General features: G+C 52.0%; 13 protein-coding genes and 2 pseudogenes. 8 read left to right on the forward strand and 7 right to left on the reverse strand.

The features are described from left to right. Positions 1-307 precede the first annotated feature (307 nt). Complete coding sequence (ptsG, locus tag OGX92_RS20515; protein WP_003036277.1) at positions 308-1,741, forward strand: PTS glucose transporter subunit IIBC; 1,434 nt, start codon at positions 308-310, stop codon at positions 1,739-1,741. Between the two features lie 55 nt (positions 1,742-1,796). Here the strand turns inward: ptsG and OGX92_RS20520 are convergent, their stop codons facing one another. The 6 genes from OGX92_RS20520 to OGX92_RS20545 form a co-directional block, all read right to left on the reverse strand. Beyond that, the gene (locus tag OGX92_RS20520) at positions 1,797-3,575 is read right to left on the reverse strand and encodes an aminopeptidase P family protein (protein WP_286587006.1); all 1,779 of its coding nucleotides are present in this window, start codon (positions 3,573-3,575) and stop codon (positions 1,797-1,799) included. 15 nt (positions 3,576-3,590) lie between these two features. Next, positions 3,591-5,045, reverse strand: coding sequence for an AMP nucleosidase (locus OGX92_RS20525; protein WP_032942969.1), 1,455 nt, complete (start codon positions 5,043-5,045; stop codon positions 3,591-3,593). A 118-nt stretch (positions 5,046-5,163) separates the two neighbouring features. Then, positions 5,164-6,480 carry a shikimate transporter gene (gene shiA, locus OGX92_RS20530; protein WP_286587007.1) on the reverse strand — a complete coding sequence of 439 codons (1,317 nt, stop codon included), beginning with the start codon at positions 6,478-6,480 and terminating at the stop codon, positions 5,164-5,166. A 333-nt stretch (positions 6,481-6,813) separates the two neighbouring features. Continuing rightward, on the reverse strand, positions 6,814-7,176 hold the full coding sequence (locus OGX92_RS20535; protein WP_003832200.1) for a GNAT family N-acetyltransferase: 363 nt from the start codon (positions 7,174-7,176) through the stop codon (positions 6,814-6,816). Positions 7,177-7,532: 356 nt separating this feature from the next. Then, positions 7,533-7,835 (reverse strand): AzlD family protein, encoded by a 303-nt coding sequence (locus OGX92_RS20540; protein WP_226804163.1) that lies wholly within the window; start codon positions 7,833-7,835, stop codon positions 7,533-7,535. Then, the gene (locus OGX92_RS20545; RefSeq protein ID WP_223116431.1) at positions 7,825-8,580 is read right to left on the reverse strand and encodes an AzlC family ABC transporter permease; all 756 of its coding nucleotides are present in this window, start codon (positions 8,578-8,580) and stop codon (positions 7,825-7,827) included. The genes OGX92_RS20540 and OGX92_RS20545 overlap by 11 nt, the downstream gene beginning before the upstream one ends. A gap of 101 nt (positions 8,581-8,681) precedes the next feature. Here OGX92_RS20545 and OGX92_RS20550 point away from each other — a divergent pair, with 101 nt between their 5' ends. The 4 genes from OGX92_RS20550 (at position 8,682) to OGX92_RS20565 (ending at position 13,233) form a co-directional block, all read left to right on the forward strand. After that, positions 8,682-10,061, forward strand: a complete 1,380-nt coding sequence (locus tag OGX92_RS20550) for an aminotransferase-like domain-containing protein (protein ID WP_240389262.1) — start codon at positions 8,682-8,684, stop codon at positions 10,059-10,061. Positions 10,062-10,451: 390 nt separating this feature from the next. Further along, the gene (locus tag OGX92_RS20555) at positions 10,452-11,636 is read left to right on the forward strand and encodes an MFS transporter (protein ID WP_191221602.1); all 1,185 of its coding nucleotides are present in this window, start codon (positions 10,452-10,454) and stop codon (positions 11,634-11,636) included. A gap of 26 nt (positions 11,637-11,662) precedes the next feature. Beyond that, entirely contained in the window at positions 11,663-12,355 is a 693-nt protein-coding gene (locus OGX92_RS20560; protein WP_240389263.1) for a gamma-glutamylcyclotransferase, read from the forward strand. Then, positions 12,352-13,233: a LysR family transcriptional regulator gene (locus tag OGX92_RS20565; RefSeq protein ID WP_286587008.1), complete on the forward strand. Its 882-nt coding sequence runs from the start codon at positions 12,352-12,354 to the stop codon at positions 13,231-13,233. The genes OGX92_RS20560 and OGX92_RS20565 overlap by 4 nt, the downstream gene beginning before the upstream one ends. 156 nt (positions 13,234-13,389) lie before the next feature. On the opposite strand, the pseudogene OGX92_RS20570 reads toward OGX92_RS20565, so the two are convergent. Further along, positions 13,390-13,811, reverse strand: a pseudogene (locus tag OGX92_RS20570) (B3/B4 domain-containing protein); the annotation flags it as partial. A 12-nt stretch (positions 13,812-13,823) separates the two neighbouring features. Between OGX92_RS20570 and OGX92_RS20575 the strand changes: the two are divergent. From OGX92_RS20575 to OGX92_RS20585, 3 genes and pseudogenes are all read left to right on the forward strand, one after another. Further along, positions 13,824-14,066, forward strand: a pseudogene (locus OGX92_RS20575) (EamA family transporter); the annotation flags it as partial. Positions 14,067-14,120: 54 nt separating this feature from the next. Further along, the gene (locus OGX92_RS20580; RefSeq protein WP_191221599.1) at positions 14,121-15,065 is read left to right on the forward strand and encodes a dihydrodipicolinate synthase family protein; all 945 of its coding nucleotides are present in this window, start codon (positions 14,121-14,123) and stop codon (positions 15,063-15,065) included. Between the two features lie 264 nt (positions 15,066-15,329). Beyond that, a complete protein-coding gene (locus OGX92_RS20585; protein ID WP_231133698.1) occupies positions 15,330-15,404 on the forward strand; it encodes an AraC family transcriptional regulator in 75 nt (24 codons plus the stop codon). Positions 15,405-15,459: the final 55 nt, after the last annotated feature.

A 15,459-nucleotide genomic window follows, 5' to 3' on the forward strand; every position in this document is an offset into this window, starting at 1 on the left:
ATGTGCGGATTTTGCGGCCATTCACGACTGAACTGTGATAGCCGTCAAACAAAAACAAACTGAATTATTTTACTCTGTGTAATAAATAAAGGGTACTTAGATGCCCTGTACACGGCGAGGTTCTCCCCCCTCGCCAATGCGTGAGAACGTAGAATACACAAAGTCAATCAAGCTGCATCAAGGCGGCAAGTGAGTGAATTGCAGGAGCTTACCAGAGTAAGTGACTGGGATGAACGAGCGCAGCCCACCCTGAGGCGGTTTGAAGGATGAAGTGTATAAGCACAAATACTCAGGAGCACTCCTAATTATGTTTAAGAATGCATTTGCTAACCTGCAAAAGGTCGGTAAATCGCTGATGCTGCCGGTATCTGTACTCCCGATTGCAGGTATCCTGCTGGGTGTCGGTTCCGCTAACTTCAGCTGGCTGCCAGCCGTTGTATCGCACGTAATGGCAGAAGCAGGCGGTTCTGTTTTTGCGAACATGCCGCTGATTTTTGCTATCGGTGTTGCGTTAGGCTTCACTAATAATGACGGTGTATCTGCACTGGCATCCGTTGTTGCTTACGGCATCATGGTTAAGACCATGGCTGTTGTTGCGCCGCTGGTTCTGCATTTACCTGCTGAAGAGATCGCCGCTAAACACCTTGCTGATACGGGTGTTCTCGGGGGGATTATCTCCGGTGCGATTGCAGCGTATATGTTCAACCGTTTCTACCGTATCAAATTGCCTGAGTATCTTGGCTTCTTTGCGGGTAAGCGCTTCGTTCCTATCATTTCTGGTCTGGCTGCCATCTTCACAGGTGTGGTTCTGTCCTTCATTTGGCCACCGATCGGTACTGCTATTCAGACGTTCTCCCAGTGGGCTGCATACCAGAACCCGGTCGTGGCGTTCGGTATCTATGGCTTCATTGAACGCTGCCTGGTACCGTTTGGTCTGCACCATATCTGGAACGTTCCATTCCAGATGCAGATCGGTGAGTACACTAACGCTGCGGGTCAGGTGTTCCACGGTGATATTCCTCGCTACATGGCGGGTGACCCGACTGCGGGCAAACTGTCCGGTGGCTTCCTGTTCAAAATGTACGGTCTGCCGGCTGCCGCTATCGCTATCTGGCACTCTGCTAAACCAGAAAACCGCGCGAAAGTGGGCGGTATCATGATCTCCGCGGCGCTGACCTCGTTCCTGACCGGTATTACCGAGCCGATCGAGTTCTCCTTCATGTTCGTGGCGCCGATCCTGTACATCATCCACGCGATTCTGGCTGGTCTGGCATTCCCGATCTGTATCCTGCTGGGTATGCGCGACGGTACGTCGTTCTCCCACGGTCTGATCGACTTTATCGTTCTGTCCGGTAACAGCAGCAAACTGTGGCTGTTCCCGATTGTCGGAATCGGTTATGCGATTGTTTACTACACCATCTTCCGTGTGCTGATCAAAGCGCTGGACCTGAAAACGCCAGGTCGTGAAGATGCTACCGAAGACAGCAAAGCAGGTGCGTCCGGCGAAATGGCTCCGGCTCTGGTTGCGGCATTCGGCGGTAAAGAAAACATCACTAACCTTGATGCGTGCATCACCCGTCTGCGTGTCAGCGTGGCTGACGTTGCCAAAGTGGATCAGGCTGGCCTGAAGAAACTGGGTGCGGCAGGCGTTGTGGTAGCTGGTTCCGGTGTTCAGGCTATCTTCGGGACTAAGTCCGATAACCTGAAAACTGAAATGGATGAGTACATCCGTAACAGCTAAGCAGTAAGAAGTTGGGGAGAACTAAGGCAGCCTGCGGGCTGCCTTTTTTATTGCATTAATTAGCCTGAACGTGAATCGGTGCGGTGGCAGCGAACAGCCATGGACGTGCCTCTGCGTTCACGCGCGGGGATAACGTCTCTCTGACCTGCTGGTGGTAATCATCAATCCACTGTTTCTCAGCATCACTCAGCAGATGCAGTTCAACCAGATTCAAATCAATCGGTACCAGCGTCAGCGTTGAGAAACGACAAAAACCAGGACGACTGTTGATAATCTCCACCTGATTCTCAATACGGATCCCATACTGTCCGGCCAGATAATAACCCGGCTCGATGGTGATGATATTGCCTGCGACCAGTGGCCACGGGTTTACTTTTTTGGCGATGCGATGGGGTTGCTCATGAATAAGCAACTGGTGACCCACGCCGTGTCCCGTGCCATGATCAAAATCCAGTCCCAGCTCCCACAATGCCCGGCGGCTAAAGGCATCCAGTTGATGGCCCTGAGTCCCGCTGGGAAACTGCAGCGAAATAAGCGACAAAAAGCCTTTCAACACGGCGGTGTAATGTAGGCGACGTTGCGGATCCTGTGGGCCAAATGCGAGGGTACGCGTCGTATCCGTCGTACCATTGTGGTACTGGCCTCCGGAATCATTCAGATACATGGCCTGCGAGGTAATTGGCGTATTGGTCTTTTCACTGGAGTGGTAATGGCACATTGCGGCATTGCTGGCAGAGGCCGAAATAGTGCTGAAACTTTGCTCGATAAATCCCGGCTGCTGTTGGCGAAATTCCAGTTGCTTGGCCTGCGCTTCCAGCTCGGTGACCGGATTGCCTGCCGCTTCGCGCAAAGGAACTTCATGGGCCAGCCAGGCAAGGAAGTTTACCCAGGCTGCGCCATCTTGTTCATGGCATTCCCGATAGCCTGCCAGTTCAACGTCATTTTTGTGGGATTTCATCAGAGTGATGGGATCGGGCGCCCAAAGAACGTTGCCACCGTGTTCTTCAATGGCAAAACGCAACGCGACCGGGGCGTAGTCTTTATCGACCAGGAAACGCTTCCCATTAGCTAACTGCTGGCAGCGAGTCAGAAAATTCTCTTGCGGGGCAAGAGTAAGCGTATCCAGCAGTGATGCGGGAAGCTGTTGCGTTTTATTGCTATCCACAAACCATTCCAGCTCACCGCTGCGATGGAGCAGGGCAAACGAAAACGGCACTGGCACCATGGCCAGATCCGAACCGCGTACATTCAATAACCATGCAATGTTATCCGGCAGGGTAATTGCCAGCACGTCAGCCTGGTGTTGAGCGAGTTGTTCCACGACGCGGGCACGCTTTTGCGTGCTGCTTTCCCCGCTGATTTCAATGGGCATTTCACGAATGATGCCGCAGGGGGCTGCCGGTCGGTCTAGCCATACCTGGTCAAAAGGATCTTGCTCAAGAGGCACCAGCTTGCAATGTGTTGCCGACAAGGCTTCAAACTGGCTGTTGACCATCAGCATTGGTTCAAAGCCGATACGTGTACCCGCTGCAGCGTGAGACTGCAAATAGTCGGCCAGCGGCTCATCGTGTAAATGATGAATTTCAAAATCATCCAGCGAGACTTCATTGCGTACCTGGACCTGATAGCGTCCATCGACAAACATTAACGCGCGATCCCGAAGGACCAACGCGAGGCCGGCAGAGCCGCTAAAACCGGTCAGCCAGGCCAGTTTATTGTCATGCGGCGTACAATCTTCACTTTGATGAGCATCGGCGCGCGGAACAATCATGCCATCCAGCCCCTGCGCTATCAGCAGGTTGCGCAGGGCGGAAAGAGGAGTTGAGTTGTGCATAGTTACCTTCAGGTCTTAACGGAACGGCGGTTCGTTGAATGTACGTAATTTACGGGAGTGCAGTCGGTCGCCTTCAGCACGCAGACGATCGATAGCCCGGATACCTATTTGCAGATGCTCAGAAATGGCACCTTCATAAAAACGGTTGGCCTGACCAGGCAGTTTGATCTCACCGTGCAGTGGCTTGTCGGAAACGCACAGCAGCGTGCCGTAAGGAACGCGGAAACGGTATCCCTGGGCGGCGATGGTGGCGCTTTCCATATCGATAGCCACCGCTCGGCTGAGGTTAAAGCGTAGCGCAGAAGCGGAATAGCGTAGCTCCCAGTTACGATCGTCGGTGGTGACGACGGTACCGGTACGCAGGCGCTGTTTAACCTCTTCGCCGGGCATACCGCTGACTTCTTTGGTGGCGTCATACAGTGCGCGCTGCACTTCCGCTATGCTCGGAATTGGAATATCTGGCGGCAGTACGGCATCCAACACGTGGTCGTCACGCAGATAAGCGTGGGCCAGAACATAGTCGCCAATCGCCTGGCTTTCACGCAGTCCGCCACAGTGACCAATCATCAGCCAGACGTCAGGACGCAGTACGGCCAGATGATCGCAAATGGTTTTGGCGTTAGACGGGCCAACGCCGATATTGACCAGTGTGATCCCCTGACCGTCGGCGGTGATTAAATGCCAGGCGGGCATCTGATGTTTCTTCCAGGCGAGATCGGAGATCGCTTCTTCAGGCGCTTCAGTTTCAGCGGTGATCCAGATCCCGCCCGCGCAAGAAAGCGCGATATACGGGCTGTCCGGGTCGAGGATCTGGCTGCACCCCCAACGCACAAACTCATCGACATAGCGGGTGTAGTTGGTGAACAGCACAAACGGCTGAAAATGTTCAACCGGCGTTCCCGTGTAATGACGCAGTCGTGCCAGCGAAAAATCGACTCGTCGGGCGTCGAAGTGCGACAACGGGGAGAATTCCGCCGGATGATAGGTACCGTCGGCTGTTTCATCGCCAATCTGTGACAGCTCGGTTGTGGGGAAATGGCGCGTTAGGCCGGCGCTCATCGAGCGGTCGAGCGTCAGTTCAGAACCGTCAATGACATACGGATAGGGGATTTCATGCTGCGACGGCTCGACGGAGATATGCGCATCATAATCCTGATACAGCAGCGTGAGTTGTTCTTCAAGATACGGACGAAAAAGCGACGGACGGGTAATCGTAGTGGTGTAGCAGCCCGCATGGGTAAAACGACCATAGGCGCGGGTTTTCGGGGGATTGGTGGCGCTGCCATCCCAGGTGACACACAGTGATGGGTAAACAAAAAGACCGTTATGGCGGGCGATTACGTCAGGGAGCGTCCCTGTTTCAATATACTTACCAATGGCGCTACGCAGTGCTTTAACCGACTGCTCGTACAGCGCGTCCAGTTTATCCAGTGCCTGAGCCGGGGTCAGGCTGGAGCCCTTATTGTTCATGTCTGTCTCCTTGTTCCACAGATGTACTGCTCTCCCGATAGTATGTCACAGGAATGTGAAACAAAAGTCAGACGTTGAAGAAGATTGTGCGAAGACCGGACGGCCTCCGCACCCGGGCTTAACCGTGCTGCTTATCCCGCATCAGCAATGCTGTAGTGGCGGAAATAAGACAACCCGCCATCAGATAAATGGCCACACTGTGCCAGTCTCCGCCGGAGAATGTTACCAGTGCAGCAGCAATGAAGGGGGTAAAACCGCCGCCAACCACGCTTGCTACCTGATAACCAACGCCTGCGCCGCTGTAGCGATAGCTTGCGCCAAACAAACCGGTAAACATAGGTTGCTGCACGCAGACCACCATATCGTGTGCAATGTTGGCCAACATAATCGCGAAGAACACGATCCAGAAAATGGATTGCGCTTCTAACGCCATAAAGAACGGGAATGCGCTGAGCGTCCCGACCAGTGCGCCGGTAATGTAAACGCGCCGGCGACCAAAACGGTCGGCGAGCCAGGCGAAGCAGGGGATGGTCAGACAGCTCAGCCCACCCACCAACAAGCCGATATTCAGAAAAAGTTCACGGGGTAAGCCCAGATTCTGCGTGGAGTAATTTAGGGCAAACGCGGTGACGATATACATCGTCAGCAGTTCACACAGGCGCAGAGCGATAATTTTCAAAAAGGCACATGGATGACGGATTAACGCCTCGACTACCGGTAGTCTCTTTTTCTCTGGTTGCGGTGCCTGCTGCTGCTGTTCGAATTCGGCTGATTCATCCATTCGGTTACGCATCCACAACGCGCCCAATACCAGCACGATGCTGAACAGGAATGGAATACGCCAGCCCCAACTCAGGAACTGCTCATCGGTGGTTTGCGAGCTAATCAGCGAGACCAGACCGGTAGAAAGCAGTAGCCCGACGCCATAACCGACCTGAACACCGCTGCTGTAGAAGGCTTTTTTATTTTTCGGCGCACTTTCGACCGAGAGCAACGCCGCGCCGCCCCATTCACCGCCAACGGCGAACCCCTGAATAGCACGCAGCGTCACCAGCAGAACGGGAGCCCACCAGCCAATGGTGTCAAAGGAAGGAATAATCCCTATCAGTGCAGTGGCGATCCCCATCATCCAGACGGTGAGCATCAGCATACGTTTACGCCCCAGGCGATCGCCGAAGTGGCCAAAGATCACCCCGCCTAACGGGCGGAACAAAAATCCGACGCCAAAGGTAGCAAATGCGGCTAGTGTTCCCATCGCCGGGCTGACTTGCGGGAAGAACTCGCGGTTAAAGACCAGTGCGGCAGTGATGCCGTAAAGCAGAAAATCATACCAGTCGACCACGGCACCCGCGAAGCTACCAAGCGCAGCGCGTCGGGCGCGGTTAAGTGAAGAGGCGTCCTGTTGGGGACCCGTGGAGGTGAGGGAGGAATCCATAGTTATCCTGTCTGTACTGTTTTTTAGTTATTAGTATTTGAGTTGGGTTACACACATTGCAGTCGCAATATTAACGACCGTATGAGATTACCGCGACAGACGGGAAGTGAAAACGATTATCTCCCTCATCTGATGGCAACATGAAAAATAAGATGAATGAGAAATCTGAACCTGGTGGAATCGTGGCCTGTCAGGAGTGTTCTGATTTCAGGCGGAGCATTAGGAGCGCTGTATTTGGGGAAGTTATAAACCCACTTTCATAATGGTATACGGAGATTCGGTGAAACCACATCGCTCATAAGCACGAATCGCACGCCCGTTATCTCCGTGGACTTATAAGCGAAGCTCCAGTGCCTTTTCTGATTTAGCTTCTTTTGTAAGATGTTTGATGAGCTCATCAGCTAATCCCATCCCACGATACTCCGGGGCGATATAAAAGCTTTGGATCCACCAGTAGTCATTTCCATGAACATCACTCCATTCTTTTACGACAGAGGTATTGGCGATCACTGTTCCTGAAGAATCTTCCATGACCCAATATTTTGAACGTGGGTTTTCACAAAACGCCGAGGAAACGCCACGCTCCATAGCAACAAGGTCAATCACTGAACCTTCAGATTCTTGTGCTTCCTGAGTGGTGAATTCGATGATTTTGTTGATATCGTCAGGGGTAGCTGGTCGAATAAAGTAGTTCATAAGTCTGGCTCTCATTAGCGTTGCATCGACCCGTTGAACTCACAGCACGGAGCGGACATTGCTGACTGAGCTGAAGGTCCGCTGTGAGCGAGAAGCTGACGCTCACTCCATGCCAGATATGCTGTAATGCAAATAAGAGCGTCCATAAAACCCTAATCATTCAGGAAGGAAAGAGTATTTATTTTTGAGTTAGCGTAAATATAATATCCAGAAGAAATAAAATCGTTATAAATATAGTAGTTAAAATAACAGTCAGGCGCTCTTTCTTGATTGGTATCGACACGATTAATCCCCTCAGAGGAAAATGAAGTCTAATAATGTTTTTGACATCTTTGCAAATTAATTAATCAGAAACTTCACCCAAAATAATGACGTAATATAAACGCAGCTAAAACGCCACTGATTACCGTTATAGGCATTGAAAATCGCATTGCGATAAATAACGTTATGCCTAACGCGATCAGGTCGGCAGGTGCTCCGGATGCAAAAAAAGGAGCGATAAATGCCAGCATGACGCAGCCTGGTGAGGATTTCAGCACCACCATCGCCCTCGGGGTGAGAACCCTGTTGTGTAATATCAGGTAGGCTGTTACACGGGTTGCATAGGTGGTCAATGCCATCAGTACAATAGCAATAACGGTCTGATAATTAAGCATCATCACCTCCCATTAAGGCAGCCGTCATTAGCCCTGCCAGTGGACCGGCAATGACATACCAAAGGCCGGAAACAAAATGGCACACCGCAACTGAGACGAGCAAACTGATTATCCATGGCACGGCTTTTCGCCAGCCATTCCACATACCTCTGACCAATACAAGAAAGACAGCCGGGAAGGCCATATCAAAACCATACTGATGAACGTCGCCGAGTACTGGGCCAATTAACGCCCCGACGGTGGTGCAGAAAACCCACATCGAATAAAAAGACAACGAAACGCCCAGATAATAGGGCATGCTAAAATACACTGTGTTTTTATATTTTTTGCTGTGTGCGTCATTATAACTCAACGCCCAACTCTCATCCGTCATTAAAAAAAGCGCCGGTAAGACTTTTCGTTTCGGAAAGCGAGAAAGCAGCGGGACCAGCGTTGCGCCCATTAAAATATGGCGACTGTTAACCAACAGTGTCACCGCCATAATCAGTAGAAAAGAGGGTGGAGATGTCCAGATTTGTATCGCAGCAAACTCCGATCCTCCCGCAAAATTCAGTCCTGTCATCAGCGGGACTTCCAGACTATTGAGTCCCTTTTGGCTTGCCTGAGCGCCCAGCACCAGAGCAAAGGGGACCACACCCAGCAGGACTGGCAGGCCATCTTTCAGGCCGCGACGAAACTCTTTTGCCGTACTGCCAGCCTCATCCTGAAAGGGAATGTCAGTCCTTACATCAACTTGCTGTTCACTCATTCTTTTGGCTCATTTCAACATTTCAAAACCTGGCGTCAGAATAAATTATGTGACACTATGAGTAAATATAAATAGTGTCACATTACACTTTTGGTGATTTTATGCGTGAACGCTCCCCATGGCAGCCCAGACTTGCACAAAACAGCACATCTCCCACTGACCAGTTGGTACAGGCGTTGTCAGAAGATATCCTTTCGGGCTTACTGAGCCACGGCGCGCGCTTACCGGCACACCGTAATTTAGCGGATACACTAGGCATCGCGCTGGGTACAGTAACCAAAGCGTACGGTATCCTGGAGAAACGCGGACTCGTCAGAAGCGTTAAGGGTAGCGGCATGTTCGTTGCCCTGGCCAATTCACGGAACAGAACATTTATCGACCTGTCACAGAACACGCCTCCAGCAGCATTAACTTCCCGCTCACTGAGCACTACGTTAACTACCATCGCCCGTCGACCTGACATGGATATGTTTAATACTTACGCTCCGGCCGCAGGACATGACGAGCATCGGCGATTGCTTGCACAGTGGTTTAACGGGTTGGGGATCCCGGCAGATTATCAACAACTCATTTTAACCAACGGTGCTCAACACGCGCTTTCTGTGGCACTCTCGACCGTCTGCGAACCCTTTGGCCGACTGTACGTGGAGGCCCAAACCTATTCAGGTCTGATCCAGCTTTCACGGTTACTCAAGCTCACGCTAGTGGGGATCCCTATGGATGACGAAGGCATGGACGTATCCGCTCTGGAACGCAGTCTGGATGAACATGCAGAAAAAGGCGGTGCGGTGTATGTCACGCCACTGCTACAAAGCCCTTCGACGCGCATCATGAGCCTTGCCCGCCGTCTGGAACTGATCCGGGTTTGTCGGGAGAGAGGAATAACGATCATTGAGGATGACGTGTACCGACTGGGACGTGATGCCGGATTGCCGCAAATAGCCAGATTAGCCCCTGATATCACTTTGTACGTTAACAGCTTATCTAAAATTCTAAATCCGGCACTGCGGATTGGTGGGCTGCTGGTACCGGAGGCGTTATATTCACGCGCGGAATCCATGCTAAGAGCCACGGCGATGATGGTCTCCCCCTTAAGCAGCGCCATCATGGAGCAATGGTTGATCGATGGAACGGCAGAAACTGTCACACTGGCCATTGAACAAGAAACGAAGCGTCGCTACGAACTTGCGACAGACATTCTGGGGGCGCATGTCTACCGTTCAGGACAGCCCAGCTTTCATATCTGGATGCCGTTTTCACGAGAAGAAGCGCAGTCGTTCTACAAAGCCGCGCTGGCGGCAGGTATTAAAGTGACGGCACCGGCGTCTACTGAAGTGAGTGAACAGTCGGATCAGTCCGGGATCCGTTTGTGTATCGGAGGAACAGAGTTTGACCAGCTAACTCAAGCTCTGTTAACGCTCAGGGGAATTGCCGAACAGCTTAAACAGCAACCAGACCCTTTCCCTCTTTTCAGGTTATGAATGACAGATGGCCTTAAATAAAAAACCGATGACGGTGGTTAGTATTGGTCTTATAAGTCTGCCCTCTCTGTTCCTCATCATCCAGGCATGGATAATGCTCTTGGCAACTTCCGTTCCTGGCACGGAGCGGACGTTGTTGACTGAGCTGAAGGTCCGCTGTGAGCGAAGAGCAGACTAAACCCGGCCAACTGACTCTTAACGGGGCCGCAGAAATTTTGCGTCTGAGCTTTCGAAGCCCCTTCCCTGAAGACAGAAAATTTCTGTGTGCTGTGGAGACATTATATCTTTGCCTTAGGTATAAATAATTTTATTCCACATGAAATTTACATTATTTTATTTATCTGCTTTTCTAACTCAGACTGCACTCCTTACTGAAATCAGGAGGCAGTCATGCCATTTGTTATTTATGTGTTCACTATCAGTGCCTTTGCGCTCGGACTCGCGGAATTTGTCCCTATTGGACTGACCGACGTCATGGCTCAGGGGTTGGGGGTGGGTGTGGAGCAGACCGGTGCAGCGGTTACGACCTATGCGCTGGGGGCAACGTTCGCGGCACCCGTACTGTCTGCGCTGACCGCAAGCTGGAACCGTAAGAATGTGATGCTTACCACCGCCGTTGTGTTTACCGCCGGTAGTCTGGCGGCCGCGTTTGCCGCCACATTACCTCAGCTACTGTTGGCGCGGTTCATTGCTGGTCTGGGACACGGCCTGTTTCTGGCTGCGGCATCCAGTACCGCTGCTCGTCTGGCTGGACCAGGTAAAGCAGGCAGAGCGGTGGCTGTGGTATTTGGTGGCTTTACTCTGGCGATGGCAATCGGCGTGCCGCTAAGTACATGGCTGGGAGGCGTGGTCTCATGGCGTCCAGTTCTCGGCGCTATTGCCGCTTTCGGCGCGTTCGGATTCCTTGGACTGTTGTTCGGTATGAAAGACCCCGTACGCAGCGTGCCCGGTGAACATAGTGGCTCAGCAATGCAGAATATTAGCATGCTGTTTAACCGTAAGTTGCTGGTCGGCGCGCTGGTTACGGTGCTGGCGTATGCAGGCTCGTTTACGGCTTACACCTTTATCGCACCTATTCTGACGCAGGTGACAGGCGTAACCGGAGCAACGGTGAGTCTGTTTATGCTGGTTTATGGTATTACCGCTGCGGTAGGCAACATTCTGGGTGGAAAACTCACCGACAGCATGGGGGTGAATCGTGCCAATATACTCATTATTAGCGGCATTGTTATTGTCGTGCTGGGTATGTGGCTGCTGGCTTCCTCACCAGCGAGCATGGGTATTCTGGTTGCGCTGCTGGGTATGCTGACATTTGCCGCAGTGCCGGCACTGCAGGCCCGTCTGATTGGTGTTGCTGAGCAGCATGCTCCTCATGCGCATGGCGTTGCTGCCGGCCTGAATATCGCGGGCTTCAACTCCGGTATCGCGCTGGGTTCGGTACTGGGCGGTCTTACCATCACACACGCCGGTATTGTGTATACCGGTATCAGCGGTGCGATTGTTTCTCTGCTCGGCCTACTGTTGCTGCTTGCACAAATCCGTCGCCGTCACAGCAGTAAATTTCAGCAGGCTTAAATCCTGTGCCAGGAAAGGGAGTTAATATGCTTACCCGTGAAAATATGCTCAATGGCGCATTTGTCAGAGCGCATGAAACGCTGCTCCCGGCACACATGCGCTGGGACGCTGAAAAAATACGGGCATCAATGTACTCCACTCTGGAGGAGCGCCCGATGGGCGCTCCTGTGTGGATATTTGCCTACGGGTCATTGATGTGGAATCCCGTGCTGGCGATTGAAGAAATGCAACGGGCCCGTCTGAAAGGATGGCAGCGCAGTTTCTGTATCCGGCTGATATCCGGACGAGCCACCCCTGATATCCCCGGCAGAATGTTATCTCTTGACGAGGGCGGAATAACCGACGGTATGGCGTTCAGACTGCCGGAATCGACCCTGATACATGAGCTGGAAATGGTCTGGACGCGAGAGATGATTACCGGCCTATACCGTCCGGTCTGGGTAGAAATTTCGCTCGGAAACGGTGAGGAAATTCAGGCGCTAGCTTTCGTATCAGACAGATTGCATCCGCATTATGAACAGGACAATCTTACTGCGACCGTGGCGTCGAGCATCGCATCTGCCCGTGGAGACATTGGCACGAATGCAGATTATGTATGGAAACTGCAGGCCACTCTGGGTGCGTTGGGAATACGGGATAATTACGTGAGTGAACTAGCCCTTGCTCTGTATGAGGCTCCCTGTAACGATAAACTTCATCAGCGAGGCGCTTCACTATGAGCCATCTGAGCCACCTGCGAACGTTTCTTGAGGCCTATCGCTCTGGCTCCTTTTCAAAGGCGGCAGAGCTACCGGGCATCACTCAGCCCGCGGCGTCACAGCATATCCAGTCTCTTGAGACTCTGGTTGGTAAGCGTCTGTTCATCAGGCAGGCCAGAGGCGTGACGGCAACCGAAGCTGCGGATGAGCTTGCTCGCTCCGTTTCACCCTTCATTGATGGTCTGGAAGAAAAACTATCGTCTTTCCGGTCAGGCCCTGTGCGTGGGGGAACAATTAATCTGGCAGGACCTCCGGATTTTATTCATTCCCGGCTTGGGGCTGTAATGGCTCCATTGATGAAGGAGGGGTATCGCCTACGCTTTCATACCGGCAATAAGCAACGTATTTATTCCCTTTTGCATGACGGGAGCGCCGATCTCGCTGTTACCGCCTCCATGCCTGATGACCGTCTGTACGGCTATGCACATCTTCTGACTGAACGCATGCTTCTTGTTCATGCTCCTGCCATGTCAGAGGTCATCGGATCAAAACCTGGTGCTGAAACGCTTGCCTCATTACCGCTGATTGCTTATGACGAAGAGTTGCCGCTGATTAGAGCGCTCTGGGCCACAATGTTTCAGAGAGCTCCTGAGATACAGGCTGCGTTTACCATTCCGGATTTACGTATTATCCGCGACCTGGTCTGCGACGGACATGGATGGACGGTGTTACCGGATTATCACTGTGAAAATGACCTGAAAAGCGGGCGTCTGATTTCAGTTACACCTGCAGATCTCGCCCCGACTAATCATCTTTATCTGGTCTGGAACAAAAGGACGGCTAATAACAGCCGAACCGCCTATGTCCGGGATTACATACTTAAAGCGTTTCCGCGTTGATGTATGAGGCGAATGATTGACGACGCGTATCATAAGTTACGTATGTCCGCTCCTGGCAGGGAGCAGACAGGCGTGCTGGACTAGAAGGTCTGCTTTGAGCGAGGAGCGGACTCTTTCGTGGTAATTCCAGCACTCATAATGCCGGATTAAAATTTATCAGTTGGTTTGAGACGCCTCAATTAACCTAACTTCAGACTTCAATCTCGGCATCATGGCTTCCAGTCCGTTTGGCAGCATTTTCCGGCCTTATACAGGGCTTCAAGTGGCATTTCCGGCTGGCTTTCCAGGAAGCCACATTTGCTAGTTCTTACGCCCTGTCGCCAGTTCCAGCGATGACAGGTGACGCCCGTGTCGTCACACCAGATTACCTCCCCAAGCCTCGGAGCTCTCCACGTATGGTTGACCCTCTTTCAGGTGTCAAACGGTTCACAGCCATCGGCAACAATGAGTCGTGGTGAACCACAATAGGCTTCCAGATTTTCATTACCATCAGGAATTGCATAGCGGAGACTCACTGCGTTATAAAGGTCTATCACAGGGTCAATTGTTGCCATAAAACCGTCGCGTATCACTCGTTTACCGGGAGTGACGTATCTGCCTGGGTCTCACAGAGTTATGTCTCCCTGTTCCGCATGCTGATTGACTTTATTTTCTGGTACAAGAAGCTCGCAACTGGGGGAATTGCTGCCGTTGTCCAGCTACAACTTCTTCAACCGTTCTTCGGGCTTGGTCTGTCAGCCACGCTTCTGCATGAGGCCATTAGCCCCCTCATGGTGTTCATTACGCTGGGTGTAATCCTCTGCGTTATGGGCACCCGTAAAGTTTCCCGGTAATCTTTTGTCTGCTAAGCGCTGGCAGACCAGACTCTTTTTGAATAAGGAACCACTATGTTTACTGGCCTGAGTGCATTTCCGCTGACCCCCCTGGATAACGGCGATATCGATGAAAGCCGATTCACATCTCTGATTGAAAATCTGGCTGACGCCGGAGTTGATTCAATTGGCGCTCTGGGATCTACTGGGAGCTATGCTTATCTGACCCGCGAACAACGTTTCGCTGCGACAAAGCTTGCCGTTAGTGCAGCAGGGGATATCCCGGTAATAACAAGCATTGGATCTGTTCGTACCGAGGATGTTATGAGTCTGGCGGAAGACGCACAGCGGGCAGGTGTCAGTGGAGTGTTGCTTGCCCCCGTAACCTATCAGCCACTTACCGATGCGGAGGTTTTCCGTCTATATCAGCGGGTGACAGCAGAGTTATCGGTCCCGCTTTGCATTTATGATAACGCGGCAACCACTGGATTCAATTTCAGCGATGACCTGCTGATAGCTCTGTCGCACCTTGACAACATAGGCTCCATCAAACTCGGGGAATTTCCTGCCGATCCGATTCAGGCTGGTCAGCGTGTTCAGCATCTGAAAAGCCAGATGGCAAAGGGGGTGACGCTAGGAATAAGTGGCGATGCTCAGGCGATTGCTGGCTTGTTAGCTGGTTGTGATACCTGGTACTCGGTACTAGGCGGGTTGTTCCCACATTATACGCTGGATCTTACCCGTACCGCTTTACGCGGGGATGACTCGGAGACCAGACAGATGAACATAGCACTTGAGCCATTGTGGACGTTCTACCGCCGCCACGGCAGCCTCCGGGTTATTGCCAGTGTCGCCGAGATTAAGGGAATCGTTCAGGCCCCCTGTCTGCCATTCCCCCTTCAGACGCTAACTGGAAAAGAACGAGCATCTCTCGAAGCTCTGATGGAACAATTTAGTTTCCTTGATCTTTCGAATGGACAGGGCCTACCTGTTATACCAGTTAGGCCAGAAAGCCATTAGATAATATTTAAATCATGAACGTCCGCTGTTGGCACACCGCGGACGTCGGTATGGAACAACCCAGCGCCCGTTAATATTAAGCGGAAAGATGAATTAGCGTGTCTCCCCGTTTCGTCATCCTCTTCGCGTTTTACTTAATCCTGCCTTTGTTGCTGTGCATACAGCGACGTGTTATCACTCGGTAAACTGCATTTCACGGGTTGCTATGGTGCAGAGAGTAATCCCTGAACACCGTTGTCTGCGGTTTATGAACCGATGATTCATATGGTTTTGACTGGTTCTAAACGCATGATGGTTGATGACAGAACGCTGCAACATGATCCAGCCCAGAACCGTTGAAATGTTACCTGGGCGGAGTGAAGTCATCGTAGCACGAGTGATATAACCGGCGACC

The sequence above is a fragment of the Citrobacter sp. Cpo089 genome (assembly GCF_030332695.1).
Lineage (GTDB): Bacteria > Pseudomonadota > Gammaproteobacteria > Enterobacterales > Enterobacteriaceae > Citrobacter > Citrobacter portucalensis.